The sequence below is a fragment of the Xanthobacter flavus genome, from assembly GCF_017875275.1.
Lineage (GTDB): Bacteria > Pseudomonadota > Alphaproteobacteria > Rhizobiales > Xanthobacteraceae > Xanthobacter > Xanthobacter flavus_A.
In genome coordinates, this window is sequence record NZ_JAGGML010000001.1 from 2,695,721 (window position 1) to 2,722,436 (window position 26,716).

At 68.8% G+C, this 26,716-nt stretch carries 25 protein-coding genes; 16 read left to right on the plus strand and 9 right to left on the minus strand.

Annotated features, from left to right (window positions below):
• Nucleotides 1-315 precede the first annotated feature (315 nt).
• The 7 genes from rimP (at nucleotide 316) to J2126_RS13040 (ending at nucleotide 10,180) form a co-directional block, all read left to right on the plus strand.
• Nucleotides 316-1,188, plus strand: coding sequence for a ribosome maturation factor RimP (gene rimP / locus J2126_RS13010; protein ID WP_209487374.1), 873 nt, complete (start codon nucleotides 316-318; stop codon nucleotides 1,186-1,188).
• On the plus strand, nucleotides 1,188-2,780 hold the full coding sequence (gene nusA / locus J2126_RS13015; protein ID WP_209487375.1) for a transcription termination factor NusA: 1,593 nt from the start codon (nucleotides 1,188-1,190) through the stop codon (nucleotides 2,778-2,780). The genes rimP and nusA overlap by 1 nt, the downstream gene beginning before the upstream one ends.
• A 19-nt stretch (nucleotides 2,781-2,799) precedes the next feature.
• Entirely contained in the window at nucleotides 2,800-3,564 is a 765-nt protein-coding gene (locus J2126_RS13020) for an RNA-binding protein (protein WP_348634297.1), read from the plus strand.
• Nucleotides 3,561-6,764, plus strand: a complete 3,204-nt coding sequence (gene infB, locus J2126_RS13025; RefSeq protein WP_209487376.1) for a translation initiation factor IF-2 — start codon at nucleotides 3,561-3,563, stop codon at nucleotides 6,762-6,764. The genes J2126_RS13020 and infB overlap by 4 nt, the downstream gene beginning before the upstream one ends.
• A gap of 171 nt (nucleotides 6,765-6,935) precedes the next feature.
• Nucleotides 6,936-7,391 carry a 30S ribosome-binding factor RbfA gene (gene rbfA / locus J2126_RS13030; protein WP_209487377.1) on the plus strand — a complete coding sequence of 152 codons (456 nt, stop codon included), beginning with the start codon at nucleotides 6,936-6,938 and terminating at the stop codon, nucleotides 7,389-7,391.
• Nucleotides 7,388-8,494 carry a tRNA pseudouridine(55) synthase TruB gene (gene truB, locus J2126_RS13035; RefSeq protein WP_209487378.1) on the plus strand — a complete coding sequence of 369 codons (1,107 nt, stop codon included), beginning with the start codon at nucleotides 7,388-7,390 and terminating at the stop codon, nucleotides 8,492-8,494. Before rbfA ends, truB begins: the two co-directional genes overlap by 4 nt.
• 78 nt (nucleotides 8,495-8,572) lie before the next feature.
• Nucleotides 8,573-10,180 (plus strand): ABC transporter substrate-binding protein, encoded by a 1,608-nt coding sequence (locus tag J2126_RS13040; protein ID WP_209487379.1) that lies wholly within the window; start codon nucleotides 8,573-8,575, stop codon nucleotides 10,178-10,180.
• Between the two features lie 62 nt (nucleotides 10,181-10,242).
• Here the strand turns inward: J2126_RS13040 and J2126_RS13045 are convergent, their stop codons facing one another.
• On the minus strand, nucleotides 10,243-10,845 hold the full coding sequence (locus tag J2126_RS13045; protein WP_209487380.1) for a malonic semialdehyde reductase: 603 nt from the start codon (nucleotides 10,843-10,845) through the stop codon (nucleotides 10,243-10,245).
• 271 nt (nucleotides 10,846-11,116) lie between these two features.
• Between J2126_RS13045 and J2126_RS13050 the strand changes: the two genes are divergently transcribed.
• From J2126_RS13050 to J2126_RS13060, 3 genes are all read left to right on the plus strand, one after another.
• Nucleotides 11,117-12,352, plus strand: a complete 1,236-nt coding sequence (locus J2126_RS13050; RefSeq protein ID WP_245327307.1) for a pyridoxal phosphate-dependent aminotransferase — start codon at nucleotides 11,117-11,119, stop codon at nucleotides 12,350-12,352.
• Nucleotides 12,353-12,369: 17 nt separating this feature from the next.
• Nucleotides 12,370-13,422 carry an AbrB family transcriptional regulator gene (locus J2126_RS13055; protein ID WP_209487381.1) on the plus strand — a complete coding sequence of 351 codons (1,053 nt, stop codon included), beginning with the start codon at nucleotides 12,370-12,372 and terminating at the stop codon, nucleotides 13,420-13,422.
• Between the two features lie 99 nt (nucleotides 13,423-13,521).
• Complete coding sequence (locus J2126_RS13060; RefSeq protein ID WP_209487382.1) at nucleotides 13,522-13,932, plus strand: DoxX family protein; 411 nt, start codon at nucleotides 13,522-13,524, stop codon at nucleotides 13,930-13,932.
• Between the two features lie 27 nt (nucleotides 13,933-13,959).
• Here the strand turns inward: J2126_RS13060 and J2126_RS13065 are convergent, their stop codons facing one another.
• Together J2126_RS13065 and J2126_RS13070 are read right to left on the minus strand one after the other, a co-directional pair.
• Nucleotides 13,960-14,727, minus strand: coding sequence for a M48 family metallopeptidase (locus tag J2126_RS13065; RefSeq protein ID WP_209487383.1), 768 nt, complete (start codon nucleotides 14,725-14,727; stop codon nucleotides 13,960-13,962).
• 61 nt (nucleotides 14,728-14,788) lie between these two features.
• Nucleotides 14,789-16,213 (minus strand): polyhydroxyalkanoate depolymerase, encoded by a 1,425-nt coding sequence (locus J2126_RS13070; protein WP_209487384.1) that lies wholly within the window; start codon nucleotides 16,211-16,213, stop codon nucleotides 14,789-14,791.
• Nucleotides 16,214-16,401: 188 nt separating this feature from the next.
• Between J2126_RS13070 and J2126_RS13075 the strand changes: the two genes are divergently transcribed.
• Nucleotides 16,402-17,742, plus strand: coding sequence for an ActS/PrrB/RegB family redox-sensitive histidine kinase (locus J2126_RS13075; protein WP_209487385.1), 1,341 nt, complete (start codon nucleotides 16,402-16,404; stop codon nucleotides 17,740-17,742).
• Between the two features lie 82 nt (nucleotides 17,743-17,824).
• A complete protein-coding gene (locus J2126_RS13080) occupies nucleotides 17,825-18,373 on the plus strand; it encodes an ActR/PrrA/RegA family redox response regulator transcription factor (RefSeq protein WP_281066338.1) in 549 nt (182 codons plus the stop codon).
• Nucleotides 18,374-18,475: 102 nt separating this feature from the next.
• On the opposite strand, the gene J2126_RS13085 is transcribed toward J2126_RS13080, so the two are convergent.
• Nucleotides 18,476-18,952 carry an MmcB family DNA repair protein gene (locus J2126_RS13085; protein ID WP_209487386.1) on the minus strand — a complete coding sequence of 159 codons (477 nt, stop codon included), beginning with the start codon at nucleotides 18,950-18,952 and terminating at the stop codon, nucleotides 18,476-18,478.
• A gap of 7 nt (nucleotides 18,953-18,959) precedes the next feature.
• Complete coding sequence (locus tag J2126_RS13090) at nucleotides 18,960-19,832, minus strand: YihY/virulence factor BrkB family protein (RefSeq protein WP_209487387.1); 873 nt, start codon at nucleotides 19,830-19,832, stop codon at nucleotides 18,960-18,962.
• A gap of 298 nt (nucleotides 19,833-20,130) precedes the next feature.
• Here J2126_RS13090 and J2126_RS13095 point away from each other — a divergent pair, with 298 nt between their 5' ends.
• Nucleotides 20,131-21,204 (plus strand): FUSC family protein, encoded by a 1,074-nt coding sequence (locus J2126_RS13095; protein ID WP_209487388.1) that lies wholly within the window; start codon nucleotides 20,131-20,133, stop codon nucleotides 21,202-21,204.
• A gap of 202 nt (nucleotides 21,205-21,406) precedes the next feature.
• A complete protein-coding gene (locus tag J2126_RS13100; RefSeq protein WP_209487389.1) occupies nucleotides 21,407-23,098 on the plus strand; it encodes an acyl-CoA dehydrogenase family protein in 1,692 nt (563 codons plus the stop codon).
• Nucleotides 23,099-23,230: 132 nt separating this feature from the next.
• Here the strand turns inward: J2126_RS13100 and J2126_RS13105 are convergent, their stop codons facing one another.
• Nucleotides 23,231-24,067 carry an SDR family oxidoreductase gene (locus J2126_RS13105; RefSeq protein WP_209487390.1) on the minus strand — a complete coding sequence of 279 codons (837 nt, stop codon included), beginning with the start codon at nucleotides 24,065-24,067 and terminating at the stop codon, nucleotides 23,231-23,233.
• Between the two features lie 160 nt (nucleotides 24,068-24,227).
• On the opposite strand from J2126_RS13105, the gene J2126_RS13110 reads away from it, so the two are divergent.
• Nucleotides 24,228-24,632, plus strand: a complete 405-nt coding sequence (locus J2126_RS13110) for a winged helix-turn-helix transcriptional regulator (protein WP_209487391.1) — start codon at nucleotides 24,228-24,230, stop codon at nucleotides 24,630-24,632.
• On the opposite strand, the gene J2126_RS13115 is transcribed toward J2126_RS13110, so the two are convergent.
• Together J2126_RS13115 and J2126_RS13120 are read right to left on the minus strand one after the other, a co-directional pair.
• A complete protein-coding gene (locus J2126_RS13115; RefSeq protein WP_209487392.1) occupies nucleotides 24,629-24,865 on the minus strand; it encodes a helix-turn-helix domain-containing protein in 237 nt (78 codons plus the stop codon). The genes J2126_RS13110 and J2126_RS13115 overlap by 4 nt on opposite strands.
• Before the next feature lie 22 nt (nucleotides 24,866-24,887).
• On the minus strand, nucleotides 24,888-25,442 hold the full coding sequence (locus tag J2126_RS13120) for a DUF2975 domain-containing protein (RefSeq protein ID WP_209487393.1): 555 nt from the start codon (nucleotides 25,440-25,442) through the stop codon (nucleotides 24,888-24,890).
• Between the two features lie 72 nt (nucleotides 25,443-25,514).
• Between J2126_RS13120 and J2126_RS13125 the strand changes: the two genes are divergently transcribed.
• Entirely contained in the window at nucleotides 25,515-26,141 is a 627-nt protein-coding gene (locus J2126_RS13125; RefSeq protein ID WP_209487394.1) for a hypothetical protein, read from the plus strand.
• A gap of 41 nt (nucleotides 26,142-26,182) precedes the next feature.
• Here the strand turns inward: J2126_RS13125 and J2126_RS13130 are convergent, their stop codons facing one another.
• Nucleotides 26,183-26,710, minus strand: a complete 528-nt coding sequence (locus J2126_RS13130) for a prolyl-tRNA synthetase associated domain-containing protein (RefSeq protein WP_209487395.1) — start codon at nucleotides 26,708-26,710, stop codon at nucleotides 26,183-26,185.
• Nucleotides 26,711-26,716 lie beyond the last annotated feature (6 nt).

A 26,716-nucleotide genomic window follows, 5' to 3' on the forward strand; every position in this document is an offset into this window, starting at 1 on the left:
GATCGTTGCCGGCAAAGCACGGACGCGAACGCCGGACTTGCGTGCGCGTCATTTCCGTCTATATTAGCGCCGTCCCCCATGGGGATGCCTCAGCGCCATCGCAGTCGAAGGTGATGAGAGTGGGCCCCGGTCGGGACCCGCTCCTTTTCTGCTTATCCGGTGTCCATCGACATTGGATGCGCCCTCGGGCGTCGGGCGGGCTGCTGGCTGAAGAAGAATTTCGGGCGCCGGTGCCAAGCCGCCGCGTCCGGCGCAAATGAACCAGCGGACGGCGCATGGCGGAAGCCGATGCGAACAGTCCGCGCCCGGAGTGACATGACCGAGATCAACGCCGTGCTGGACGATCCCAACGAGCCGCGCCTCATCACCGAGACCGGCGTGGCGGCCCGCGTCGCCGCCATCGCTTCCGGCGTGCTCGGCGGCCTCGGCTACCGGCTGGTGCGCGTGAAGGTGACGAACCGCGACGGCGGCACCGTGCAGATCATGGCCGAGCGTCCCGACGGCACCATGTCCATCGACGATTGCGAGGCCGCCTCCCGCGCCCTCTCGCCGGTGCTCGACGTGGAAGACCCCATCGCCAGCGCCTACCGCCTGGAAATGTCCTCGCCCGGCATCGACCGGCCGCTGGTGCGGCTGTCGGATTTCGTCCGTTGGGCGGGCCATGAGGTGAAGGTGGAGATGAGCGTGCCGGTGGACAGCCGCAAGCGCTTCCGCGGCATTCTCACCGGCGCCGAGGACGGCGATGCGCTGGTGCGCCGCACCGATGCGCGCGCCGACGAGGAGCCTACCGTCCGCCTGCCACTCCGCGACATCCACGATGCCCGCCTCGTACTGACCGACGCGCTGGTCCGCGAGGCGCTGCGCGCGGCGAAGGCGGCCGGACAGGCGGTGGACGACGAGATCGACGAGGATGCCGAGGATTTCCTCGACACCGTCGATCCTCTGGAAGCCGACGACACGTTCGAGCCGGGCGATTTGGACGGCGATGAAGACGAGGCCCCCGCCGCTCCGGCGCGCGGCCCCGTTGCCAACAAGGGCGCCACTGGCAAGGTCGCCGGCAAGAAGGCCAAGAAATCCAAGGTCGCGGGCAAGAAACCCGTGTCCAAGAAATCCAATGCCAAGAAGAAGGCGGGCCTCGAGACGGCCGCCTCCTCGGCCAACGCCAGCAGCGTGAAGGAGAAGCACTGATGGTCGCCGTCAGCGCAAACCGGCTGGAACTCCTGCAGATCGCCGATGCGGTCGCGCGGGAGAAGTCCATCGACCGCAGCATCGTGATCGCCGCCATGGAGGACGCCATCGCCAAGGCCGCGCGCTCGCGCTACGGCCAGGAGACGGACATCCACGCCGACATCAACCCGCGCACCGGCGAGCTGCGCCTCGCGCGGCATCTGCTCGTGGTGGACGACGTGGAGAACACCGCCACCGAGATCACGCTGGACGGCGCCCGCCGCCACAATCCGGCGGCGCAGGTGGGCGACACCATCGCCGACACCCTGCCGCCCTTCGATTTCGGCCGCATCGCCGCGCAGAGCGCCAAGCAGGTCATCGTGCAGAAGGTGCGCGAGGCCGAGCGCGACCGGCAATATGACGAATACAAGGACCGCATCGGCGACGTGCTGAACGGCCTCGTGAAGCGCGTCGAGTATGGCAACGTTGTCGTGGACCTCGGCCGTGGCGAAGGCATCCTGCGCCGCGACGAGCTGCTCCCGCGCGAGACCGTGAAGACCGGCGACCGCATCCGCGCCTACATCTACGACGTGCGCCGCGAGCCGCGCGGCCCGCAGATCTTCCTGTCCCGCACCCATCCCCAGTTCATGGCGAAGCTGTTCGCGCAGGAAGTGCCGGAGATCTACGACGGCATTGTCGAGATCAAGGCGGTGGCCCGCGACCCCGGCTCCCGCGCCAAGATCGCCGTCATCTCCCGCGACCAGTCGGTGGACCCGGTCGGCGCCTGCGTCGGCATGCGCGGCTCGCGCGTGCAGGCGGTGGTGAACGAGCTGCAGGGCGAGAAGATCGACATCATCCCCTGGAATCCGGACATCGCCACCTTCATCGTCAATGCCCTCGCCCCCGCCGAGGTGGTGAAGGTGGTGCTCGACGAGGACCGCGAGCGCATCGAGGTGGTGGTGCCCGACGCCCAGCTGTCGCTGGCCATCGGCCGTCGCGGCCAGAACGTGCGCCTCGCCACCCAGCTCACCGGCTGGGACATCGACATCATGACCGAGCAGGAGGAGAGCGAGCGGCGGCAGAAGGAATTCGCCGAGCGCACCAAGATGTTCTCCGAGGCCCTCGATCTCGACGAGATGATGGGCCAGCTGCTCACCTCGGAGGGCTTCACCTCGGTGGAGGAGATCGCCTACGTGCCGATCTCCGAGCTCGCCTCCATCGAAGGCTTCGACGAGGACACCGCCACCGAGCTGCAGTCCCGCGCCCTCAAGCACCTCGCCGAGGTGGAGGAGGCGCTCGACGCCCGCCGCAAGGAACTCGGCGTCGAGGACGAGGTGAAGGACGTGCCCGGCGTTACCTCCAAGATGCTGGTGGCCTTCGGCGAGAACGACATCAAGACCGTCGAGGATCTCGCCGGCTGCGCCACCGACGATCTCATCGGCTGGAGCGAGCGCAAGGACGGCGAGACCATCCGCCATGCCGGCGCGCTGGACGGCTTCGAGTTCTCCCGCGAGGAGGCCGAGGCCCTCATCATGCAGGCCCGCGTCGCCGCGGGCTGGATCGAGGCCGAGCCTGAAGCCGAGGGCGAAGACGCCCCGGCCGAAGACGCCTGAGCCAAGGAGATGACCACTGGTGCCCGCGATACTGGACGAGGACGAGACGGACGAGGGGCCGCGCAGCCTGGCTGCGGCGCGGGCACCCTTGTCGCGCCTGTGCCTCGCCACGCGGCGGGTGCTGCCGGTGGCCGACATGCTCCGCTTCGTGGTGGCGCCGGACGGCGCCATCATCCCGGATCTTTCGCGTAAGCTCCCCGGCCGTGGTGCCTGGGTGGGGGCCACGCGCGCCGATTTCGACGCGGCGCTGAAGAAGAAGGCCTTTGGCCGCGCCTTCAAGGGCCGTGGCAAGGCGGCGCCCGATCTCGCCGATCTGGTGGATCGGCTCATTTACAAGGATGCCCTCGCCGCCCTCTCCCTCGCCAACAAGGCGGGACGGGTCGTGACGGGGTTCACCAAGGTCGAGGCGGCCCTGGGCACCGGCGATGTGCTGGTCGTCCTCAACGCCAGTGACGCGCGCCCGGACGGGGTGCGCAAGCTCAATGCCCTCCTGCGACAGGTCGAGGCCGCCGGTTTCCGTGCGGTACACACGGTCGATTGCTTTCCCGGCATCGATTTGGACTTGGCGTTGGGGCGGTCAAATGTGGTACATGCGGCGCTACTCGCGCATCCGACGGCCAAAGGGTTTCTGGAGCGCTGCCACAGGCTCTCGCGCTGGCGGACGGGTACGTCCCTCGGCGAGACGCCCGGGCAGGGTCCAAACCCCAGCCATGGCAATGATTTGAGCCATGGTGCTGATCTCCCGCATGACCCCGGCCGGATGCAAGGAACGGATACGGAATGAACGACACCAAGACCCCAGGCGACAAGACGCTGCATCCCGCCCCCGGCAAGACGCTCACGCTGAAGCGCCCGGTGGAGCAGGGAACGGTGCGCCAAAGCTTCAGCCATGGCCGCTCGAAGGCGGTCGTGGTGGAGAAGGTGAAGCGCCGCGTCATCGCCCCAGGTGAGGCTGGCCATGGGAGCGCGCCCGCGGCGCCGGCTCCGGCGGCCCCGGCTGCGCAGGCGAAGGCGCCTGCCGCACCGGCCGCGCCCGCCCGTCCTGCCGCACCCGCACCGATTACGCCCGCTCCGGTTGCTCCCGCCGCTGCCGCTCCGGCACCGGCTGCGCCTGCGCCTTCTCCCGCGCCCGCCGCTCCGGTGGAGGCCAAGGCTCCGGCGGCCCCGGCTGCACCTCCGGCCCCTCCGGCTGCGCCCGCTGCGGCTTCCGAGGCTCCGGCTCCCGCCGCTCCGGTGGAGGCCAAGGCCCCGGCTGCGCCTGCTGCTGCTCCGGCGCCTGCCGCCGCCGAGCCGGCTCCCGCCAAGCCCGAGGCTGCTCCCGCCCCGGTCGCTGCTGCTCCTGCCGCGCCGAAGCCGGCCGCTCCGTCGGCGCCCGCTCCGTCCGCGTCCCGGCCGTCGGCGCCTGCCGGCGCGCGTCTCTCCGAGGGACCGCGCTCCGCCTCCGGCCAGACGTCCCGTCCCGGTTCCGCGGGCCAGTCCTCGTCGCGCCCTGGCGCGCCGTCGCGTCCCGGACAGCCGCCGCGTTCCGGCGGGCCCGGATCGGATCGTGACCGTCGCCCCGGTGGTGGTGGCGCGCCGTCGCGTCCCGGCCAGCAGCGTCCCGGCGGTTCCGGCGTGGTGCTGCGCACCCTGACCGAGGAAGAGCGCAACGCCCGCGCCAGCGCCCTCGCCGACGCCCGCGTCCGTGCGGTCGAAGAGCAGCGCATGGCCGAGGAGCGCCGCGCCGCCGAGGAGGAGGCCCGTCGCCGCGCCGAGCGTGAGCGCACCGAGCGCGCCGAGCGCGAGGCCGCCGAGGCCCGCAAGCGCGAGGACGAGGCTCGCCGCGCCCAGGAAGAAGACAAGAAGCGCAAGGCCGAGCAGGAAGCGCGCAAGCGCTTCGGCGGCGAGGACCAGGGCGCGAGCGCCCGTCCTGCCGGTGCCGGTGCCGGCGCCACCAGCGCCCGCCCGCTCACCCCGCGTCCCGCTGGCACCACCGCCCCGGCCCCGGGCGGTACCGAGGAAGAGGAGCGCCGTGGCGGCGCGGTCCGCCGTGGACCGGGCGCGCGCCCGGTCGCCCCGGTCAAGGTGCCCCGTGCGCCCGCCGGCCAGGAGAAGCAGCGCGGCCGCCTGACGCTCGTCACCGCCCAGTCGGGCGAGGAAGAGCGCCAGCGCTCGCTGGCGTCGTTCCGCCGCCGCACCCAGCGCATGACCGGTCACCGGCAGCAGGAGAGCAAGGAAAAGATCCTGCGCGAGGTAATTCTGCCGGAGACCATCACCATCCAGGAACTCGCCAACCGCATGTCGGAGCGGGCCGTGGACGTGATCCGGATGCTGATGAAGCAGGGCCAGATGCTGAAGATCACGGATGTGGTCGACGCGGACACGGCCGAGCTGATCGCCACCGATCTCGGCCACACGGTGCGCCGCGTGTCGGAAAGCGACGTCGAGGAAGGCCTGTTCGATACCCCGGACGCCCCCGAGACCCTGCTGCCGCGCCCGGCCGTCGTGACCATCATGGGCCACGTCGACCACGGCAAGACCTCGCTGCTGGACGCCCTGCGCAAGGCCAACGTGGTGTCCGGCGAGGCCGGCGGCATCACCCAGCACATCGGTGCCTATCAGGTGACCGCGCCTTCGGGCTCGAAGATCACCTTCATCGATACCCCCGGCCATGCCGCCTTCACCGCCATGCGTGCCCGCGGCGCCAAGGTGACGGACATCGTGGTGCTGGTGGTGGCGGCGGACGACGGCGTGATGCCCCAGACCGTGGAAGCCATCAACCACGCCCGCGCCGCCAAGGTGCCGCTGATCGTGGCGATCAACAAGATCGACAAGCCCGGCGCCAAGCCCGAGCGCGTGCGCTCCGAGCTGCTTCAGTATGAAGTGCAGGTGGAGAGCATGGGCGGCGAGACGCTCGAGGTGGAGGTTTCCGCCAAGGAGCACCTCAACCTCGACAAGCTGCTGGAGGCCATCGCCCTCCAGTCGGAACTGCTCGACCTGCGCGCCAATCCGAACCGCGAGGCCGAGGGCACCGTGGTGGAAGCCAAGCTCGATCGCGGCCGTGGCCCGGTGGCCACCGTCCTGGTCCAGCGCGGCACGCTGAAGGTCGGCGACATCGTGGTGGCCGGCGCCGAATGGGGCCGCGCACGCGCCCTCATCTCCGACACCGGCGCCAATGTGGACACCGCCGGCCCGTCCCTTCCGGTGGAAGTGCTGGGCTTCGGTGGCACCCCGGAGGCGGGCGACCGCCTCGCCGTGGTGGAGAATGAGGCCCGCGCCCGCGAGATCACCGACTACCGTCAGCGCCAGAAGCGCGAGAAGGCGGCGGCCCGGTCCGCGACCGTGCGTGGCTCGCTCGAGCAGATGATGAGCCAGGTCAAGGCGACCGGGCGGAAGGAATTCCCCCTCATCATCAAGGGCGACGTGTCGGGCTCGGTGGAAGCCATCATCGGCGCGCTGGAGAAGGTCGGCAACGACGAGGTGCAGGCCCGCATCATCCACGCGGGCGCGGGCGGCATCAACGAGAGCGACGTGACGCTGGCGGAGACCTCCGGCGCCGCGATCATCGCCTTCAACGTGCGCGCCAACAAGGAAGCGCGTGACGCGGCCGACCGGGCGGGCATCGAGATCCGCTACTACAACATCATCTACGACCTCGTGGATGACGTGAAGAAGGCCATGAGCGGCCTGCTCGCGCCCATCAACCGCGAGACCATGCTCGGCAACGCCCTCATCAAGGAGATCTTCCTGGTCTCCAAGGTGGGCAAGGTGGCGGGCTGCCAGGTTACCGACGGCGTCGTGGAGAAGGGCCAGCACGTGCGCCTCATCCGCGACAACGTGGTGATCCACGAAGGCAAGCTGGCGACGCTCAACCGCTTCAAGGATGCGGTGAACACCGTCCATGCGGGCCAGGACTGCGGCATGTCCTTCGAGAACTACCAGGACATGCGTGCTGGCGACGTGATCGAGTGCTTCCGCGTCGAGGTGATCCAGCGCTCGCTGTGACCTGACGACGAGCCCATCGCTCGGCGTTTCCGCCTCCGATCCTTTTTCCCTGAACGGAAGAGGGCCGGAGGCGCCGGCGCTTAACCGGAACGGAACGGTCCAAGCCCGTCCGCTCCATAATCGAGGAGAGGCGCCACGGCCTTGCCGGCGCCGAATGAAGCAGAAGACACCATGAAACCCGACACCCGCACGGGAGGCGGCCCCTCCCAGCGCATGCTGCGCGTGGGCGAGCTTGTCCGCCATGCCCTGGCCGACGTGCTGTCCCGCGGCGACCATATCGATCCGGTGCTCGCCGGGCACATCATCACGGTGCCCGAGGTGCGCATGTCGCCGGACCTCAAGATCGCGACCTGTTATGTCATGCCGCTCGGCGGCAAGGACATCACGCCCGTCATCAAGGCGCTGGCCGACAACGCCCGCCGCATTCGCGGCGAGCTGGCACGGCGCGTGGAGCTGAAGAGCGTCCCCGAGCTGCGCTTCCGCAAGGATACGTCCTTCGATGAAGGCGCGCGCATGGATGCGCTCCTGCGTTCGCCCGTGGTGCAGCGCGACCTCGATGCCCTTGAGAGCGGCTCCGAGGACGCGACCGACCCGACTTCGACCGACAAAGAGACTGACGCCGAATGACCGTCCGAGCCATTGCCGAAGCCGCGGCTGAAGCCGCCGCCGAGCCCATCGTTGAAGCCGTTGTCGAGACCGCCATCGCTCCTGACGCGGCCGCCGCGCCCCAAACGGACGAACGGCCCCGCCCCAGCCGCGAGCAGGACAACCGCCCCCGCGCGCCCAAGCGCGACCTCGACGGCTGGGTGCTGCTGGACAAGCCCACCGGCATGACCTCCACCCAGGCGGTGGCGGTGGTGAAGCGCATCTTCGGCGCCAAGAAGGCCGGCCATGCGGGCACCCTTGATCCGCTCGCCTCGGGCTGCCTGCCCATCGCCTTCGGCGAGGCCACCAAGACCGTTCCCTATGTGATGGACGGCCGCAAGACCTACCGCTTCACCGTGCGCTTCGGCGTCGAGACCGACACGGACGATTCCGAGGGCAAGGCGGTCGAGACCTCGGACCTGCGCCCCTCGGACGAGGAGATCATCGCGGCCCTGCCCACCTTCCGGGGCGAGATCATGCAGGTGCCGCCGGCCTATTCGGCGCTGAAGATCGGCGGCGAACGCGCCTATGACCTCGCCCGCGAGGGCGAGGAAGTGAAGCTGGAGGCGCGCCCCGTCACCATCTTCCGCATCGAGCTGATGGAGCGCCCGGACGCCGACCACGCAGTGCTGGAAGCCGAGTGCGGCAAGGGCACCTATGTGCGCGCCATCGCCCGCGACCTCGGCCGGATGCTCGGGTCGCGCGGCCACATCTGCCAGCTGCGCCGCGCCTGCGTCGGGCCGTTCCTGGAGGAGCGCCTCGTTCCCCTCGACGAACTGCGCGACCGCGCCGAGGCCAGCGAAGAGGCGCTGATGGACGCCCTCGATCCGGTGGCCGTGGCGCTGGAGGAAATTCCCCAGCTGAGCGTCACGCCCCAGGATGCCCATCGCCTGCGCTGCGGCCAGAGCATTATCCTGCGCGGCCGCGACGCGCCCATCGTCGAGGGCCATGTGGCCGTGTCCTGCCAGGGCGCGCTCATCGCCATCGGCGACGGCGAGAATGGCGAGGTGTTCCCGCACCGCGTGTTCAACTGGGGCAAGTCCGCTGGCAAGTCTTCCGGCCGTCCGCCCCGGCGCAGCCGCTGACGCCCGTTTCGCAAAAGCGAAGCATACGGCATATCTCTTGCCTTTCTTCCGTGGGGCTTACTCACGGAAGGACGATAGATGCTGCGTTTCCGCGCGCTTCGAACCACTCTCGCCACCGCGCTTTTCCTCGGTCTTGCCGGAGCGGCGCCCGCCGGGGCGGAGAGCGTGATCCGCTATGGCATCTCCATGGCGGACATTCCGCAGACCACCGGTCAGCCTGATCGTGGGGCAGGTGCCTATCAATTCACCGGCTACACCCTGTACGATCCGCTGGTCGCCTGGGAAATGAACGTGGCCGACCGGCCCGGCAAGCTGGTGCCCGGCCTTGCCACCGAGTGGAAGGTGGATCCGGCCGACCCCAAGAAGTGGCTGTTCACCCTGCGCAAGGGCGTGAAGTTCCACGACGGTTCGGACTTCAACGCCGATGCGGTGGTCTGGAACCTCGACAAGGTGCTGGACGAGAAGGCACCCCACTTCGACAAGCGCCAGTCCGCCCAGGTGAAGACCCGACTGCCGTCCATCGCCTCCTGGCGCAAGGTGGACGACATGACGGTGGAGATCACCACCAAGGACGTGGATAGCTTCTTCCCGTACCAGATGCTCTGGTTCCTGGTGTCGAGCCCGGCCCAGTACGAGAAGCTCGGCAAGGACTGGGACAAGTTCGCCCAGAACCCCTCCGGCACCGGCCCCTTCAAGCAGGACAAGCTGGTGCCCCGCGAGCGGCTGGAGCTGGTGAAGAACCCGGACTACTGGGACAAGTCCCGCCTGCCCAAGACCGACCGGATGATCCTCATCCCCATGCCGGAGGCGCTGACCCGCACCAATGCGCTGCTCGCCGGACAGGTGGACCTGATCGAGACCCCCGCGCCGGACGCCGTGCCGCAACTGAAGTCGGCCGGAATGAAGATCGTGACCAACGTCACGCCGCATGTCTGGAACTACCACCTCTCCGTGCTGCCCGGCTCGCCGTGGACGGACGTCCGCCTGCGCAAGGCGCTGAACCTCGCGGTGGACCGTGACGGCGTGGTGGAGCTGATGAACGGCCTCGCCCAGCCGGCCAAGGGGCAGGTGGACAAGACGAGCCCGTGGTTCGGCAAGCCCAGCTTCGACCTGAAGTATGATCCAGCGGCCGCCAAGAAGCTGGTGCAGGAGGCGGGCTACTCGAAGGAAAAGCCGCTCAAGACCACCTTCATCATCGCCGCCGGCGGCACCGGCCAGATGCTCTCCCTGCCCATGAACGAGTTCCTGCAGGCGAGCTTCAAGGAGATCGGCATCGACGTGGAGTTCAAGGTGGTGGAGCTGGAGGCGCTCTACACCGCCTGGCGAAAGGGGGCGAAGGACCCGATGAACGAGGGCATCACCTCCAACAACATCGCCTATGTCACCTCCGACCCGCTCTACGCCCTCATCCGCTTCTTCGATTCGCGGCAGGTGGCGCCGGTGGGCGTGAACTGGGGTTATTATTCCAACCCCAAGGTGGACGCCCTCATCGACGAGGCAAAGCGCACCTTCGACACCAGGAAGCAGGATGAACTGCTCGCCCAGGTCCATCAGCAGGTGGTGGACGACGCCGTTCTGGTCTGGGTGGTGCACGACGTGAACCCGCACGCCCTCTCCCCCAAGGTGAAGAGCTTCGTGCAGGCCCAGCACTGGTTCCAGGACCTCACCACCATCGGCCTCAACTGAGGCCTTCTCCCCAAACGCAAAGGGCGCCCCGTGGGGCGCCCTTTTTCGTTCCGGGAGCGCGATCAGAGGATCTGCGCGGCGTCCTCGAAGGCGAGGCGCGGCAGGCGGGGCATCACCTTGGAGGCATCGCCATGGCCGATGGCGGCGATGAAATTGGTCTTGGTGGTGCCACCGGGGAAGAATTCCGCATCCACCTTGGCGGCGTCGAAGCCGGAGATGGGGCCGACATCGAGGCCCAGTGCGCGGGCGGCGAGGATGAGATAGGCGCCCTGCAGCGAGGAGTTGCGGAAGGCGTGGGGCTCGATCATCCCGGGATTGTTGATGAACAGGTCGCGGAACTGCGGATAGTGCGGGAACAGCTCGGGGATCTTGTCGTGGAAGTCGAGGGCGTAGCCGATGATGGCCACCACCGGCGCGGCGAGGATCTTGTGGTTGCTCTCCGGCAGGGCCGGGCGCAGGCGCTCCTTGGCTTCCGGGGTGGTGAGGAACACATAGCGGGCGGGCGCGGTGTTGGCGGAGGTCGGGCCGTACTTCACCAGATCATAGAGCGCGCGCACTTCCGCCTCGCTGACGGGGGCATCGGTCCAGGCGTTCTGGGTCCGGGCGGCGAGGAAGAGGCGGTCGATAGCGGCGGCATCAATGGCCGGAGTGACGGTCTGCGACATGGGGGGCATCCAATTTGAACCGGCGGGCGCACGGAGGTGCGTTGGTGATGCAAAGGACGTAGGACCGCGCGTCCCCGCCGGCAACGGCCTCGCTTCGCAAGAGGCCATTGCGTTTGTGCAATGCCGCAACGGGAGGCGGGATTCATCATCGATGCTGATGCGCCTGCCACGTCATTTGATGGCGCACGGGCGCGCCGAGGCTCTATAAGTCGCGCCGGCGCAGGGCCTGTCTCGCCGCGCCGCCACCCCGCTTCATGCCCGCGAGCAAGCCATGATGTCCCCTGCTGCGCCCGTCCCCGCCTTGCCCGTTGAGGATCCCTATCTGGAGCGCGTGCGCGAGCATGTGCGCGCTTTGCCCGAGAGCGGGATCGTGGAGGTGATGAATTACGGCCGCGACCGGCGCGGCATGATCCCGCTGTGGGCCGGCGAGGGCGACGTGCCCACCCCGCCCTTCATCTGCGAGGCGGCCGCATCCGCCCTCCACGCGGGCGAGACCTTCTACACCTGGCAGCGCGGCCTGCCGGAGCTGCGCGCCGCCATCGCCCGCTACATGAGCGGGCTCTACGGCGTGCCGGAAGCGCCGGAGCGCTATTTCGTCACCGGATCGGGCATGCAGGCCATCCATGTGGCCATGGCGCTGGTGGCCGGGGCGGGGGACGAGGTGCTCATTCCCTCCCCCACCTGGCCCAACGCCGCGGCGGCAGCACAGAAGGCCGGCGCGCGCGCCGTCTATGTGCCCTTCAACTATGGCCCCCAAGGCTTCACCCTCGACCATGACCGCCTCGCCTCGGCCGTGACACCCGCGACCCGCGCCATCTTCCTCAACACCCCGGCCAATCCCACCGGCTTCGTGGCGACGCTGGATGACCTCAGGGCGGTGCTCTCGCTCGCCCGCCGCCATGGCCTGTGGATCATCGCCGACGAGATCTACGGCCGCTTCTATTATGGCGAGGCGGGGCGGGCGCCGTCCTTCCACGACATCATGGACGAGGAGGACCACATCCTTTTCGTCCAGACCTTCTCCAAGAACTGGGCCATGACCGGCTGGCGCATCGGCTGGCTGGAAGCGCATCCGCGCCTCGGCCAGATCATCGAGAATCTCATCCAGTATTCCACCTCCGGCGTCGCCGCCTTCATGCAGCGCGGTGCCATCGCGGCGCTGGATCAGGGCGAGCCCTTCGTGGCCGAGCAGATCGCCCGCGCCCGGCGCGGCCGTGATCTCGTGGGCGATGCGCTGCTCGCCACCGGCCGGGTGGATCTCGTGAAGCCGCCCGGCGCCTTCTACCTCTTCTTCGGCATCGAGGGCCGGCGCGACGTGCGCAGCCTGGGCCTCACGCTGGTGGACGAGGCCAACGTGGGCCTCGCCCCCGGCACGGCTTTCGGTCACGGCGGCGAGGGCTTCATGCGCCTGTGCTTCGCGCGTGGCGATGCGCAGCTCGCCGAGGCGAGCCGGCGGCTCGTGAACTGGCTGGAGCGGACCCGGCCGCCGGGATCGGACGCCGCGTGAGGGGCTTGCCCTTCCGGATGCGGTCTGCCGCCTCGGCGGCGGTGACGCTGGGGGCCGGCGCTCTTGGCGGCGGCGCCTTCGCGCTGCTCGGCCTGCCGGCGGCATGGATCTCGGGCTCGCTCGTCGCCTGCATCGGCCTCGCGCTGGCCGGGGTGCGGATCGTGCTGCCGGAATGGCTGCACTTCCTCGCCTTCGTGGTGCTCGGTACCTCCATGGGCACCATGCTGACGCCGGAGACCTTCGCCCGCGCCGCCACCTGGCCGGTGAGCATGGCGTGCCTCGGGGCCAGCGTGCTCGGTACCATGGCGGGTGCAACGCTGTTTCTCACCCGCATCGCGGGCTGGAGCCGGGAGACCGCCTTCTGGGCCTCCGCGCCTGGCGCCTTCGGTACGGTCGTGGCCATGGCGGCGGATACCAGCGCGGACCTGCGGCAGGTGGCCTTCGCCCAGACGCTGCGCCTGTTCCTGCTGGTGGCGGCCCTTCCCAACGTTCTGGCCGCGCTCGGCCTGACGGCAGGTGGCGTGCCGCCGCCGCCCCATGTCTCGACCCTGGGCGAGATCGTCGTCCTCATCGTCGTCTGCACCGGCGCGGCGCTGCTCGCGGCGCGGCTCAAGCTCCCGGGCGGGCTGATCCTCGGGGCGCTGGCCGGCAGTGCCGTGCTGCATGCCACGAGCCTGTCCACCGCCGTGCTGCCCTCGGGCCTGCTCATCCCGGCATTCGTCGTGCTGGGCGCCAGCGTGGGCGTGCGCTTCATCGGCACGTCGCTCACCACCATCCGGGCCTATGTGCTCGCCTCGCTGGGAGCCTTCCTGGTGGCGGTGGCGATCTCCACCCTGTTTGCCGTGCTCGCCGCCTGGCTGACGGGGGACGATCTCGGCAAGCTCGTTACTGCCTTCGCGCCCGGCGCGCTTGAAGCCATGACGGCCCTCGGCTTCGCCATGGGCTACGACCCGGCCTTCATGAGCGCGCACCACCTGTTCCGCTTCGCCGGCCTGTCGGTGGCCCTGCCGGTGGCGGCCCGGCTGATGTTCGCCGCCGCCGAGGAGGCAGGGCGGGACCACACGCAATAGTGTCCTGAAACCTCCCTCTGCGGGGTTGCAGCGCCCGGTTACCGACAGCACACACTCGCCACGCTTCCGTATCGTGAAGTGCGTGTTGGAGATGACGCCTTGCGTATCCTTGATGATCTCGCCCTGCTCGTGGGCCGGCTTTTTCTCGCCGCCCTGTTCCTGCCCTCGGGCATCAGCAAGCTGAGCAATCTCTCCGGCTTCACCGGTTTCCTGGCCGGCAAGGGCGTTCCCGTGCCGCAGGTGCTTGCGCCGATCGCCGCCGCGACCGAGGTGGTCGGGCCGCTGCTGTTGATCGTGGGGCTCTTTCCGCGGGCGACCGCCATCTGGATGGCCGGCTTCACCGTTGTCGCGACGATGGTCTCGCACCTGTTCTGGACGTTCCCCGACGCCGCTGCCCAGGCGGCCCAGCAGACCCAGTTCCTCAAGAACGTGGGCATCATCGGCGGATTGCTGATCTATTTCGCGGCCGGCCCCGGCGCGATCGCCATCGGCGGCAAGAAGGTCGGCTGAAGAGGCGATGCGGCCTGGACGGGCCGCTCAGCCTTCCCCATAGCGGTGAAGTTCGGAGCCGTGGCGCCTCAGCCACGCTTCCGCTTCCTTCCGGTTGGGGCAGACCTGCTCCACCAGCCGCCAGAAGCGCACCCCGTGGTTCATCTCCAGGCGGTGCGCCACTTCGTGCGCCGCGAGATAGTCCAGCACGAACGCGGGCGCGAGGATCAGCCGCCAGGAGAAGGAGAGGTCGCCGCGCGCCGAGCACGAGCCCCAGCGGCTCGCCGTGTCGCGCAGCGTCAGCCGGCCGACCTCGACCCGAAGCGCACCGGTATAATGCTTGACCGCGGCGGCGAGATCGCGCCGCGCCTCCTTCTTCAGGAAGTCCTGCACGCGCCGGGCGATGTGCGGCGCTTCCCCCGCGACGCAGAGCGTGGGCATGCCGCGGCCGGGCTCGATCCACACCGTGCCGCGCGCATCGGGACGATGGACGATGCGATGGGGCTCGCCGCGGAGGGGAATGACGGCACCGTCCACGAACGGCACCGCCTCCGGCAGGCGCACGAGGCGCACCCGGACCCATTCGCGATGCCGCTCCACGAAAGCGCGGGCGAAGGACAGCGCGACGTGCGGCGGCGCCGTCAGGGTCACGTCGCGGGAGGTGGCGCGGACCCTCAGCGTCAGCCGGCGCGCCTGCGGATGGCGCCGAACCATGACGCGCAGCAACTCGTCATCGAGCTCAAGCTCGATGGTCTCGGCGCCGGTGGAAAGCGGCGTCTTGCGGTCCTCATTGCGAGTCTGGCGACGAAACAGCATTGGACAGCCGGAGCGAAGTTACCTCCGGCATCTTCACAAGATTTGCGCCCGCCCGCCAGTACTAAGTCGGCGCAATCCGGGGATAAAGCGCGGTCACTTTCTTGTTGAGCGCGAACACGTCCGGCTCTTCCTCTCCGGCGGCTTCCGGGGCCGGGCGGTCCGGCATGGGGCGAGCGCGACCGTCGCGGCGGAATTCCTGGGAGAGGATGAAGTCGGAGATGCGGGGGGCGATCTCCGAGCGGAAGCGCGAGCCGTTGAAGACGCCGTAATGGCCGACGCCGGGCTGCTCCCAATGGGCGCGCATGTCCTCTGGAATCCGCGGGCACAGCTTGTGCGCGGCCTTGGTCTGGCCGATGCCGGAGATGTCGTCCTTCTCGCCTTCCACCGTCATCAGCGCGACGCGGTGAATGGCCTCCGGCTTCACCACCTGCGAATGATGCATGATCTCGCCCTTGGGCAGGGCATGGGTGATGAAGACATTCTCCACGGTTTCCAGGTAGAAATCCGCGGTGAGGTCCATGACGGCGAGGTACTCGTCGTAGAAGTCGCGGTGCTTCTCCGCCGAGTCGCCGTCGCCCTTCACCAGGTGCCGGAACAGGTCCCAGTGGGCCTGAAGGTGCCGGTCGAGGTTCATGGACATGAAGCCGTTCAGCTGCAGGAAGCCCGGATAGACCTCGCGCAGCGCGCCGGGATGCGGCCACGGCACCGTGGTGATGACATTGCGGCGGAACCAGTCGATGCCACGGTCCTTGGCGAGGGCGTTCACCGCCGTCGGCGCCTCGCGCGTATCGATGGGACCGCCCATGAGCACCATGGACCTCGGCACGAAGGGGTCTTCCTCCGCTTCCATGCGGGCGATGGCCATCATCACAGGCACCGCCGGCTGGCACACGGCCATCACGTGGCAGTTGCCGCCCATGCGGTGGAAGATGGAGATGAGGTAGTCCACATAATCGGACAGGTTGAAGCGGCCTTCCGACATGGGCACCAGCTTGGCGTCGATCCAGTCGGTCACGTAGACGTCGTGGGTCGGCAGCATGGCCTCCACCGTGCCGCGCAGCAGCGTGGCGTGGTGGCCCGACACCGGGGCGACGATGAGCAGGCGCGGCTGCGGACGGCGCGGCGGATATTCGAATGCGCGCTCGAAATGCAGCAGCCGGCAGAAGGGGCGCTCCCACACGGTGTTGACGTGGATCGGCACATTCTGGCCGCCGGCCGAGGTATGAGTAATGCCCCAGTCCGGCTTCCCGTAGCGGCGCGTGGTGCGCTCGAACAGCTCGCAGGCGGCCGCCATGGACTTGCCGATGGTGGTATGCGAGACGGGGTTGATCGGGTTCTTCAGGAACATCCGGCTGGCGTCAGCCATCGCCCGGGACGGGTTGAGCGCGGCATAGCCCATCTCGTACATCCAGTAGAGCGGCGTCGAGAGCCCGACGTCGCCTTGGCGCGGCAGCCGGGTGGCACTTGCGAACTCGCCGATTGCCATGAGTGGTCCTCACCGTTACTGCCTGCCTAGAAAGGCGGCACGTTGACGCAAGCGTGAGCCGACTTCCAAGGTTGGTCAATGCCGACAAAAGACATAGGCCGCTATTGTTCGGCTGCTATGGCACTAGGGTCACTATTCCCTTTCCAGAGGCTTGCTCACCTGCATCGGGACACCGGAATCGCTACCCCATGACCACAGCCTTTATAACGCCGCCCAACGGCAGATCGTTCGGCCTGCGCCTCGACACGCTCATTCGCCTGCGGTGGCTGGCCATTTCGGGCCAGATTGCGGCGCTGATCGTGGTCAATCTCGGCCTCGGCTTCCCATTGCCGCTGACCTCCTGCCTTGCGGTGGTCGGCCTCTCCGCGCTGGTGAATGTCCTGCTGCGAGTGAAATATCCCGTGGCCCGCCGGCTCGGGGACGCGGCGGCAGGACCGCTGCTCGCCTATGACGTGCTCCAGCTTACGGCTCTGCTTTATCTGACGGGCGGACTGAAAAACCCGTTCGTCCTGCTCTATCTGGCGCCGGTGATGATCTCCGCCACCGCCCTCGCCTGGAGCACGACCGTGCTGCTCGGCATCCTCGCGGTCGCCTGCGCCGGCGCGGTGGGGCTGTGGACTCGCCCGCTGCCATGGGCCGGTGCCGATGTGCCGGTGCTGCCGGACCTGTATCTCGCCGGTATATGGGTGTCTCTGTCCGTGGCGGTCGGCTTCATCGGCATGCATGCGTGGCGCGTGGCGGAGGAGGCGCGGGAGCTTGCCGACGCACTGGCGGCGACCGAACTGGTGCTGGCCCGCGAACAGCACCTCACCGCCATCGACGGCCTCGCCGCCGCCGCCGCCCATGAATTGGGCACGCCGCTTTCCACCATCGCCTTGGTGGTGAAAGAGATGCATCGCTCCATCGGCAACGACAGCCCCTACAGCGAGGATGTGGCGCTGTTGCGCGATCAGGTGGCACGCTGCCGTGACATCCTGCAGACGCTCACCTCGCTCAGGTCCGGCGATGCGCCGTTCGACCGCATGCCCCTTGCCCTGCTGCTGGAGGAGGTGGTGGAGCCGCACCGCAATTTCGGCATCACCATCGCCGTCTCGGTGAAGGACGATCCGGACGCGCCGGTCATCGCCCGCAATCCGGGGCTGCTCTACGGCCTCGGCAATCTCGTGGAGAATGCGGTCGATTTCGCCGCGACCCGGGTGGACATCAGCGCCCAGTGGACCCCGTCGGGCCTCGACATCGTCGTCGCCGATGACGGCCCCGGATTCTCGCCGGAGATTTCCGGCCGCATCGGCCAGCCCTACGTCACCTCCCGCGCCCGCGAGCGGCAGGATGCGGACCTTGAGGCGGAGAGCGGCCTCGGCCTCGGCTTCTTCATCGCCAAGACGCTTCTGGAGCGCACCGGGGCGAATTTGACCTTTGAAAACCGCCCTCCGCCGGCCACCGGCGCGGTCATCGGCATTCACTGGCCGCGCAATGCGTTGGCGATCGAAGTGGATGGGGACGCGACAAAGGGACGCGGATCGGATTAATCTACGGGGATATCGGCGTAAAAGCCGCAGAGCCCCGAGCTTGTTTTGCCGGCATTGCCGATGAGGGATTGAGGAAGACGCGATGAACGAGATGCCTGAGGTGGGGGAAGACCGATCGGTTCTGATCGTCGATGATGATCGGTCCTTCCTCCAGCGCCTCGCGCGGGCCATGGAAGCCCGTGGCTTCGAGGTGGCCACCGCCGAGACGGTGGCGGACGGCCTCGCCCGCGTCGAAGCCTCGGCCCCGGCCTACGCCGTGGTGGACATGCGCCTCGGTGACGGCACCGGCCTCGACGTGATCTCGGCCCTGAAGAAGCACCGCCCCGGTGCCCGCGCCATCGTCCTCACCGGCTATGGCAACATCGCCACCGCAGTCACGGCGGTGAAGCTGGGCGCGGTGGATTACCTCGCGAAGCCCGCCGATGCGGACGACGTGGTGGCGGCGCTCCTCGCCAATGCCGATCACAAGCCGACCCCGCCCGAGAATCCCATGTCGGCGGACCGGGTGCGCTGGGAGCACATCCAGCGGGTCTATGAATTGTGCGGCCGCAACGTGTCCGAGACCGCCCGCCGCCTGTCCATGCACCGCCGCACCCTGCAGCGGATTCTGGCCAAGCGGGCGCCGCGGTAGCGGCTCCCGCCAAGGCAAGTGCGCGGGCGCCGCGCTAGCGGCTCCCGCCAAGGCAAGGGCGCGGGCGCCGTGCTAGCAGTTTCCGTCGGCTGAGCGAGCGGGCTACAGGTCTGCCCGCAGCAGATCCGGGTCGTAGAGCACGGCAAGGCGGGTGGCGGCGGCGCGGGCGAAGCGCAGCGTCAGCGCCTTGCGGGTCGCAGCCGGCAGGGGATGGAGCGGGGCCGGCCTCAGGCATTCGGCCCCGAACGCATCGGCGACGAAGAGGCCGGTGTCCTCGGGCAGGATCTCCACCGGGAAATCCATCGGAACGGCGAACATCAGCCGGTCGCAGAAATCGCGGTATTCGTGCCACTTGGCGTCGGTGCGGAAATCCGTCACCGACGACTTGATCTCGATGATGGTGATCTCGCCCTTCGCACCCAAAGCGAGAATGTCGGCCCGCCGCCCGCTCACCAGCGAGAATTCCGGCAGCCCGGCCATGCCCGACAGCGCCAGATGGCGCAGCACGCCGCGCTGGACCGCCCGGGCGGTCTCCGACTGGCGGCCATCCGGCCGGGGGTCGGGCGGGAGCGCGCGCATGGCCGCCTCAGGACGCCGCCTTCAACGCCTCGGCCTCGTCATGCGTGGGCTCGGGGGCGAAGGCGCGCTTGATGGCGGCATTGAGTTCGCCGCCGAACACGAAGATGGAGGCGGTGAGGTAGAGGAAGACCAGCGCGATCATCACCGAGGCGAGGCCGGCATAGGTGGTGACGTAGTTGGCCGGGAATTCCGCCAGATAGAAGCCGAACGCCGACGCGCCGACCAGCCACATCACCAGCGTCACCAGAATGCCGGGCGCCACCTCCGCGAGCTTGCGCCGCCCGGCCGGCAGCCACAGATGCGCCACCAGCAGCGACACCACCAGGATGATGGAGGTGGCGCCGAAGCGCAGCACGGTGATGGTGCCTGAGAAACGCTTGAGCGCCGGCACCTGCGCCACCGCCGTCTGCCACAAGAGCGGCCCCAGCACGACGAGGAAGGAGAGCGCCAGCATGGCGGCGGCGGCGATCAGCACGTATCCGATCGATTCCAGCCGCAGCCAGTACCAGGCCCGCATCTCCTTCATGCCGTAGGCACGGTTGAGGCCGATGCGCAGGCTCTCGATGCCGTTGGAGGAGAAATAGAGGGCCAGCACCACGCCATAGGTGAGCACGTCCGTGCGCACCTGGTTCACCACATTGTAGATCTCGCGGGAGATGGGGCCGGCCACCTGCTCCGGCCACGTCTCCAGAATGAGCTGGATGGTTTCCTGCGCCAGTGGCCGCAGGTCGAGGAAGCCGGCGAGCGCGGTGACGAAGATGAGAAACGGGAACAGGGACATGAGCGCCGACAGGGCGATATGGCTGGCAATGGCCCAGCCGTCGTCGGCGGAGAAGGTCCAGAACGCATCCAGAACGATATGGTAGATGCGCCGCAGCATGTGGTCTCCCGTTTCAAGTCACATCGGGCTTTCCGGGCGGAATGGCAAGCGCCCGGGCCGCCTGTCCACCGCCCGGCTGGTGGCGGCGGCGCCCTTCGGCTAAACAGCGAGGACAGGTCGCCTGCCCCTCCGGTGCCCGGACCCCGCCGAGATCCCCATGCCGCGCCAGCCCGAGTCCCCGGCTGATCCGCCCCCGGCCCCACCCCCGGCTGAAGCCCCCGGGGCCGCGCCTTCTCCGGCCGCGTCTTTGAATGCAACGCCGCTGGACGCCCCGCGCGTTCCCACGCTGCGGGAGCGAATGGGCACCCTCATCGCGCCGGGCCATCTCAAGCTCGCCCTGCGGGCCACCATCGCCGGCATCGTCACCTATCTGCTGGCGGAGCAGTTTTCCCTGCCCAACGGCTATTGGGCGGTCCTCACCGCCATCCTCGTCGTGCAGGCGACGCTGGGCGCTAGCCTGTCGGTGGCCATCGACCGGGCGCTGGGAACGCTGGCGGGCGGCGTCGTCGGCGTGGCCGGGGCCATGTTGGCGGGCGGGTCGCCGCTCGAAACGGTGCTCGTGCTCGCGGTGGCGGTGTTCATCGCGGCGGCGCTGGCGGCGCGCTCGACCAGCTTCAAGCTGGCCCCCGTGACGGTGGTCATCGTCATGCTCGCCCATCCCGGCGACGTGGCGCCTTGGATCTCCGGCCTGACGCGGGTGGCGGAGATCGCGCTCGGCGGCGTCGTGGGGCTGCTGTGCGCCATCCTGATCCTGCCCGAACGTGCGCTGGGGAAACTCTTTCCCCATTGCGCCAAGGCGCTGCGTCTCACTGCCCAGTTGCTGGACCTCGGGCGCGGCGGGCTTCTGGGGCAAGGGCTCGACCCCTCGGCCATCGACCGGCTCAACGCCGGGGCGCGCCTTGCCCTGCGCGCGGCCGACCTGCGGCTGGTGGAGGTGCGGGCGGAGCAGGCCGGTCGCCTGACCACCCAGACCGATCCGGCACCCGTGGTGCGCGGCGCCCGGCGGCTGTGGCATTCCGCCATCATCCTGCTGCGCAATGCGGACCGGCCGCTGGACGAGCCCGTCGCGGGCCTCGTCTCCGCCGCCCTCACCGCTGCGACGGTGGCCCTCTCGGCCCACATGACGGCCATCGCGGACCGGCTCGACGGCCAGCCCGCGCCTGATCTCTCCACCCGCGCCGATGCGGCTGGGGCGGCGGTGGCGGCGCTGGAGGCGCGCATCGAGCAGCTCAACACGCAAGGCGCGTTGGGCGGGGTGAGTTCGGAGGCGTTGACCGCCCTCTTCTCGGCGGTCTCGGCCTGCGTCCACATGCGCGAGAACCTGGAGGACCTGTCCGCCCGCCTCGCCGAAGTGCAGGGCGAGGCCCCCTGACCGGGCGACGCTGATCCGCCGCACGGCGAAAGTCGGATCGACCGCGCCGGCGGATGCCGTATCAAGGCGCATGCGCCGCACCCTTCGCAGGCGCAGCGCCTGATCCGGAGCAATCCCGGCTTTCGTAATCAGGCGTTGCCTTGGCCCGGTTCCGGGGCAAGGATAGGTCAATTGCGCAATGCACAATCAAGGGGGAGAGTTCATGTCCGCCAGCGCTGCCGTTCAGTCCGTCGCGACAGAAGAGTTCGATGCCGTTGCGCTCGGGCGGGCCGCCACCGACAGCCTGGAGAAGCTGCTGGCCGAGGCGACCTCCCTCGTGAAGGCCAAGGTGACGGACGGCGGGCGCATCTCCTCCGTCCTGCTGGAGAAGGAGCAGCGCGCCACCCACGGTCTCGCCTGGCTCGCGACCTATGTCTTCTCCGTGCGCGAGCTGGTGCATTACGCCGACCGCCTGACCGAGATGGGCAAGTTCGGCGATACCGAGAAGCTGATCGTGCAGATCGGCCTCGGCGAGTATCTCGCGCAGATCCTCGGCGGCATTCCCATGAGCCAGGGCGAGATCGTGCGGTTGCCCGATCTTTACGTCTCCGGCGCGACCATTGCGGCGCTGGCCGCCGAGCCGGCCATCGCGGCGCTGGTGGAGAACGGCAACACGGCGGCCAGCCGCGCCGCGCTCGCCGACATCATCCGCGACGCGCATCTCGCCGGCACCATCGGCGAAGCGGGCCTCGACGAGACCACCGAGGCGATGCGCACCGAGATGCACCGCTTCGTGGAGGCGGAGGTCGCCCCCCACGCCCATGAGTGGCACCTGAAGAACGATTACATCCCGCTGGAGATCATCGCCCAGCTCTCCGAGATGGGCGTGTTCGGCCTCACCATCCCTGAGGAATTCGGCGGCCTCGGCCTGCCGAAGGAGGCCATGTGCGTCGTCACCGAGGAACTGTCGCGCGGCTACATCGGCGTCGGCTCGCTCGGCACCCGCTCGGAGATCGCGGCGGAGCTGATCCTCGCCGGCGGCACCGATGAGCAGAAGGGCCACTTCCTGCCCAAGATCGCCTCGGGCGAAATCCTCCCCACGGCGGTGTTCACCGAGCCCAACACCGGCTCGGACCTCGCCTCGCTGCGCACCCGCGCGGTGAAGGAGGGAGACGTCTACAAGGTTAACGGCAACAAGACCTGGATCACCCATCCGGTCCGCGCCGACATCATGACCCTTTTGGTGCGCACCAATCCGGCGGAGCCCGGCTACAAGGGCCTGTCCATCTTGCTCGCCGAAAAGCCGCGCGGCTCGGACGAGAACCCGTTCCCGGCCGAGGGCATGACCGGCGGCGAGATCGAGGTGCTCGGCTATCGCGGCATGAAGGAATACGAAATCGGCTTCGACGGCTTCACCGTGCCGGCGAAGAACTTGCTCGGCGGCGAGGAGGGGCAGGGCTTCAAGCAGCTCATGACCACCTTCGAGAGCGCCCGCATCCAGACCGCCGCCCGCGCCGTGGGCGTGGCCCAGGCGGCCATGGAAGTCGGCCTGAAATATGCCCAGGAGCGCATCCAGTTCGGCAAGGCGCTCATCAACTTCCCCCGCGTTGCCGACAAGATCGTGATGATGGCGGTGGAGACCATGATCGCCCGCCAGATCACCTATTTCGCCGCCCGCGCCAAGGACGAGGGGCGCCGGACGGACCTCGAGGCCGGCATGTCCAAGCTGCTCGGCGCGCGCGTCGCCTGGGCAGCGGCGGACAACGCCTTGCAGATCCACGGCGGAAACGGCTTCGCGCTGGAATATCCGGTGTCGCGCATCCTGTGCGACGCGCGCATCCTCAACATCTTCGAGGGCGCGGCGGAAATCCAGGCGCAGGTCATCGCCCGCCGCCTGCTGGACGGCGGCAACTGAGCGCGGCGGGCGACGAAGGTCCCTTCAATCGAGCTGGGAGCGGACGCTTTCGTCCGCTCCCGCTTTCGTCCGCTCCCGCTTTCGTCCGCTCCCGCTTTCGTCCGCTCCCGCATGGAGCCGTGACCCGGCGCTTCAGGCGAGCCGGGCGGCGTTGTCCTGCGCGTAGGTCGCGAGTGACCGAGGTGCGTGGCCCGTCAGGGTCTCCACATCGCCGGTGATGCGCGCCGTCCATCCCTCGCGGACGGGATGGAACAGGGTGGCGAGGAAGCGCGCATAGGGCTCCGGAACGCCCGCGCCCGTGAGGATGCCGACGAAACCGTCGTCGTCCACCGGCGTATAGGCGATGGCCTTGCCCGTCACCCGCGAGAGGACGGCCGCCGCCTCGCCATAGCTCAGCGCCTCGGGGCCGGTGAGGTTGAAGGCGCGCCCATCGAAGCGGTCCGTGGTGAGGGCCGCGGCGGCGCTTTCGGCGATATCGCGGGTGTCGATGAAGCTCGTCTTGCCGTCGCCTGCGGGCACCGCGATCACGCCATGGTCGATGCCGGGCTTCCAGAAGGTGTGGAAATTGTCCGCGAACCAGTTCGGCCGCACGATCACGAACGGCGTCCCGGAGCGCTCCAGTGCCAGCTCCACCTGCCGGTAGGGGATGGCCTCGTCCGCATCGACGCCCAGCGCGGTCATCAGCACCACCTTCACCTTGCGGGCGGCGGCGGCCTCGATCACCGGCAGGAGCCGGCCGGTGATGTCGAGGGAGCCGGTGGGGGCAAGTAGAAACACCCGGTCGACGCCCTCGAAGGCAGTCGCGAAGGTGGACGGGTTGTCCATATCGACCGCCACGCCCTGCGCTCCGCCAACGGCCGTGCCCGTGCGGGAAGCGGCCTTCACCTGCTCACCCTTCGCGAGAAGGGTCGCCACCAGCGGCTGGCCCACATTGCCATTGGCGGCGAAAACCAAAATCTGACCGGACATGATGGCTCTCCTGCTGGCCGGCGCACGGCGGCGCGGCGCCCAAGGATAGGTTTCAATTTGAAACCAGCTTCCGATCGGATACATACTCTTGCGCGACAGAGCCCAAAAGAGAGCACTTCGAACTCACATGGTCACTTCCGGGAAACCGCAGGACATCCAGATGCGAGGCGACGACAGCTGCCGCCTTGCCTGGCCGCTCGACGTCTACGAGGCGCAATGCCCCACGCGCATGGTGCTGGACCGGATCGCCGACAAATGGGCGGTCCTGATCCTCGACCGTCTGCGCGAGGGGCCGGTGCGGTTCAACCACCTGAGGCGGGACATCAAGGGCATCTCGCAGAAGGTGCTGTCGCAGACGCTGAAGAAGCTGGAGCGTGACGGCCTCCTCTCGCGGGCGGTCTTCCCCACGGTGCCGGTCACGGTGGAATATGCGCTCACGCCCCTCGGTCGCACGCTGACCGACGCGGTGGCAGCCATCGCCCATTGGGCCGAGCACAACATGGATGCGGTGCTGGCCGCCCAGGCCGCCTATGACGCCCGGGCGGGGGGCGAAGCGGGGCTCTAATCCCCCTCGCTCTCGTCCGCCGCATCCGGTCCGGGCACGAATTCCAGAATGTCGCCGGGCTGGCAGCCGAGGGTTTCGCAGATGCGGGCGAGCGTATCGAAACGCACGCCGCGAACCTTGCCGGACTTGAGCAATGAGACGTTCTGCTCGGTGATGCCGATGCGCTCGGCAAGCTCGCGCGAGCGCATCTTGCGGCGCGCCAGCATCACGTCGAGATTGACGATGATGGGCATGGTGCTCCCATAGCCTCCCCGCTCAGATGAAGCTCGCGTTTTCTTCGGCGATCCGCGCCGCCTCGCGCATGACCGCGCCCACCCCGATGACGAGCAGCCCGACGATCACCGCCACCACGTCATGGCTGGAGATCGAGATGGCGATGGCCCGCGCGCCCGGCGGGTTGCCGAGGGTGAGGGCGATGCTCAGCGCCACCCCGATGAAGGGCGCGATCAGCCCCTGAAGCGCCACGGCCGCGCCGAAGCGCTCCAGCCGGACCGCCAGCACGGCGGAGATGAGTTCGCCGCGCCCGAAATCCCGGAAGATCTGGCGCACCTGAAGCAGGCCGTAGGCGAGGATGCCGAGCGGGATCGCGGAAATCGCGAGGCCGGCGGCGAGGCTCGCGCCATCGAGCGCCACCGGATGCCCGGCGAGGCCGACGCGCGGGACGATCACCCGCTCCACCAGCCCCGGCGACAGCCAGATGCCGAGGCCGAACGCCACCAGCAGCAGCAGGACCACAAGGGTGGCGACGGACAGAGCGCGGCCGAGGCGCACGACGCGGTGGAGTCTGGGATCGAGGGGCGGAGGTGACATGCGTGGCCTTTCCTTGACGCATTCATTTTTTATCGTAAAACAGCAATTATTCAACCCAAAATGAGAGATCGAATGCGTTTCTTTCCCGCCCTTGCGCGCTCCTTGCGGCCGCTCGCCTTGTTGACGTTTGTTCTATCGGTGGCGGCCTGCTCCCATGTGCCGATCAGTTCCCTGCCGCAGCTGGCCACGCTCGATCTCGAGACGGCGGACCTCACCGTCCTGCGCGCGGCCGTGCGCGCGCCGAAGGAGATCGCCCCGGTGCCCGGCGGGGCGTTCGTCGTCATGTCTTACTGGCGACAGGGCGAGGAGGCCGGCAAGACCGTCGTGCAGGCAACGCTGGAGGTGGAGACGGACCCGAAGGCCCTCGCGGCGCTGAAGGAGGAGGAGCGGGCGGGCATGCGCATCACCGTCTTCCGGCTGACGGACGAGGGCCGGCGCAAGCTGGAGGCGGCGCGCAGCGCGGCGCTGGCGCTGAAATCGGACGAGCTGGCGAAGGGGCGGCGCGCCAGCGGGTCGCTCGCGGTGTCAGCGGAGGGCTGCGTGCGCGGCGCCCTGCCGGCCGGGCCGCTGCTGCTCAGCACCTATCTCCGCCTGAAGCCGGGCGGGAATTTCGTGACGCTGATCCAGGACATCGACCTTCGCGGGCTGCTCGCCCAGGCCGGCTCGGACGAGAGCGCCATGAAGCCTTGCGAAAATTGAAACCCTGCGAAAATTGAAACCCTGCGCCCGTCAGGCGGGGCTCAGGCCTCCTCGGCCGTTGGAATCTCCACCTCCATCGCCTCGTGGCCGGTGAGGCGGAAGAAGGCGCGCAGGGCGTCCGGTGTGAGCACGGTGGTGCGGGCATTGGTGAGCGGGTGGCAGCCCACGAGATCGGCGCGCATGAGCGCGGCGTCGATGGCGAAGCGGACCCGGCCGTCGGTGTCGTTGGCGAGCGCGAGCAGGCTCACCGAGCCGGGCAGGATGCCGAGATGCTCCATGAGCGCCTCGGGCGAGGCGAAGGACAGCGAGCCTTTTGCCCCGAGCGGCCCGCGCAGCGCCTTGAGGTTCACCGGGGTGTCCTCGGCCAGCGTCAGCAGGAAATAGGTTTTCTTCCCGTCGCGCAGAAACAGGTTCTTGGTGTGGGCGCCGGGAATGTCGCCGCGCAGCGCCTGCGATTCGGCCACCGTATGCACGGGCGGGTGATCATAGGTGGTGCCGGGGATGTCGTTCTGCGCGAGGAAAGCGAGAAGGGTATCGGGCGTGTGGGGCGTGTCGGACTTTTGGGTCATGGGCCG

Excerpts from the sequence above, each read along its gene's own strand:
- rimP (WP_209487374.1), top strand. The coding sequence starts at position 316 with ATGACCGAGATCAACGCCGTGCTGGACGATCCCAACGAGCCGCGCCTC.
- nusA (WP_209487375.1), top strand. The coding sequence starts at position 1,188 with ATGGTCGCCGTCAGCGCAAACCGGCTGGAACTCCTGCAGATCGCCGAT.
- infB (WP_209487376.1), top strand. The coding sequence starts at position 3,561 with ATGAACGACACCAAGACCCCAGGCGACAAGACGCTGCATCCCGCCCCC.
- rbfA (WP_209487377.1), top strand. The coding sequence starts at position 6,936 with ATGAAACCCGACACCCGCACGGGAGGCGGCCCCTCCCAGCGCATGCTG.
- truB (WP_209487378.1), top strand. The coding sequence starts at position 7,388 with ATGACCGTCCGAGCCATTGCCGAAGCCGCGGCTGAAGCCGCCGCCGAG.
- J2126_RS13040 (WP_209487379.1), top strand. The coding sequence starts at position 8,573 with ATGCTGCGTTTCCGCGCGCTTCGAACCACTCTCGCCACCGCGCTTTTC.
- J2126_RS13045 (WP_209487380.1), bottom strand. The coding sequence starts at position 10,845 with ATGTCGCAGACCGTCACTCCGGCCATTGATGCCGCCGCTATCGACCGC.
- J2126_RS13050 (WP_245327307.1), top strand. The coding sequence starts at position 11,117 with ATGATGTCCCCTGCTGCGCCCGTCCCCGCCTTGCCCGTTGAGGATCCC.
- J2126_RS13055 (WP_209487381.1), top strand. The coding sequence starts at position 12,370 with ATGCGGTCTGCCGCCTCGGCGGCGGTGACGCTGGGGGCCGGCGCTCTT.
- J2126_RS13065 (WP_209487383.1), bottom strand. The coding sequence starts at position 14,727 with ATGCTGTTTCGTCGCCAGACTCGCAATGAGGACCGCAAGACGCCGCTT.
- J2126_RS13070 (WP_209487384.1), bottom strand. The coding sequence starts at position 16,213 with ATGGCAATCGGCGAGTTCGCAAGTGCCACCCGGCTGCCGCGCCAAGGC.
- J2126_RS13075 (WP_209487385.1), top strand. The coding sequence starts at position 16,402 with ATGACCACAGCCTTTATAACGCCGCCCAACGGCAGATCGTTCGGCCTG.
- J2126_RS13080 (WP_281066338.1), top strand. The coding sequence starts at position 17,825 with ATGAACGAGATGCCTGAGGTGGGGGAAGACCGATCGGTTCTGATCGTC.
- J2126_RS13085 (WP_209487386.1), bottom strand. The coding sequence starts at position 18,952 with ATGCGCGCGCTCCCGCCCGACCCCCGGCCGGATGGCCGCCAGTCGGAG.
- J2126_RS13090 (WP_209487387.1), bottom strand. The coding sequence starts at position 19,832 with ATGCTGCGGCGCATCTACCATATCGTTCTGGATGCGTTCTGGACCTTC.
- J2126_RS13095 (WP_209487388.1), top strand. The coding sequence starts at position 20,131 with ATGGGCACCCTCATCGCGCCGGGCCATCTCAAGCTCGCCCTGCGGGCC.
- J2126_RS13100 (WP_209487389.1), top strand. The coding sequence starts at position 21,407 with ATGTCCGCCAGCGCTGCCGTTCAGTCCGTCGCGACAGAAGAGTTCGAT.
- J2126_RS13105 (WP_209487390.1), bottom strand. The coding sequence starts at position 24,067 with ATGTCCGGTCAGATTTTGGTTTTCGCCGCCAATGGCAATGTGGGCCAG.
- J2126_RS13110 (WP_209487391.1), top strand. The coding sequence starts at position 24,228 with ATGCGAGGCGACGACAGCTGCCGCCTTGCCTGGCCGCTCGACGTCTAC.
- J2126_RS13115 (WP_209487392.1), bottom strand. The coding sequence starts at position 24,865 with ATGCCCATCATCGTCAATCTCGACGTGATGCTGGCGCGCCGCAAGATG.
- J2126_RS13120 (WP_209487393.1), bottom strand. The coding sequence starts at position 25,442 with ATGTCACCTCCGCCCCTCGATCCCAGACTCCACCGCGTCGTGCGCCTC.
- J2126_RS13125 (WP_209487394.1), top strand. The coding sequence starts at position 25,515 with ATGCGTTTCTTTCCCGCCCTTGCGCGCTCCTTGCGGCCGCTCGCCTTG.
- J2126_RS13130 (WP_209487395.1), bottom strand. The coding sequence starts at position 26,710 with ATGACCCAAAAGTCCGACACGCCCCACACGCCCGATACCCTTCTCGCT.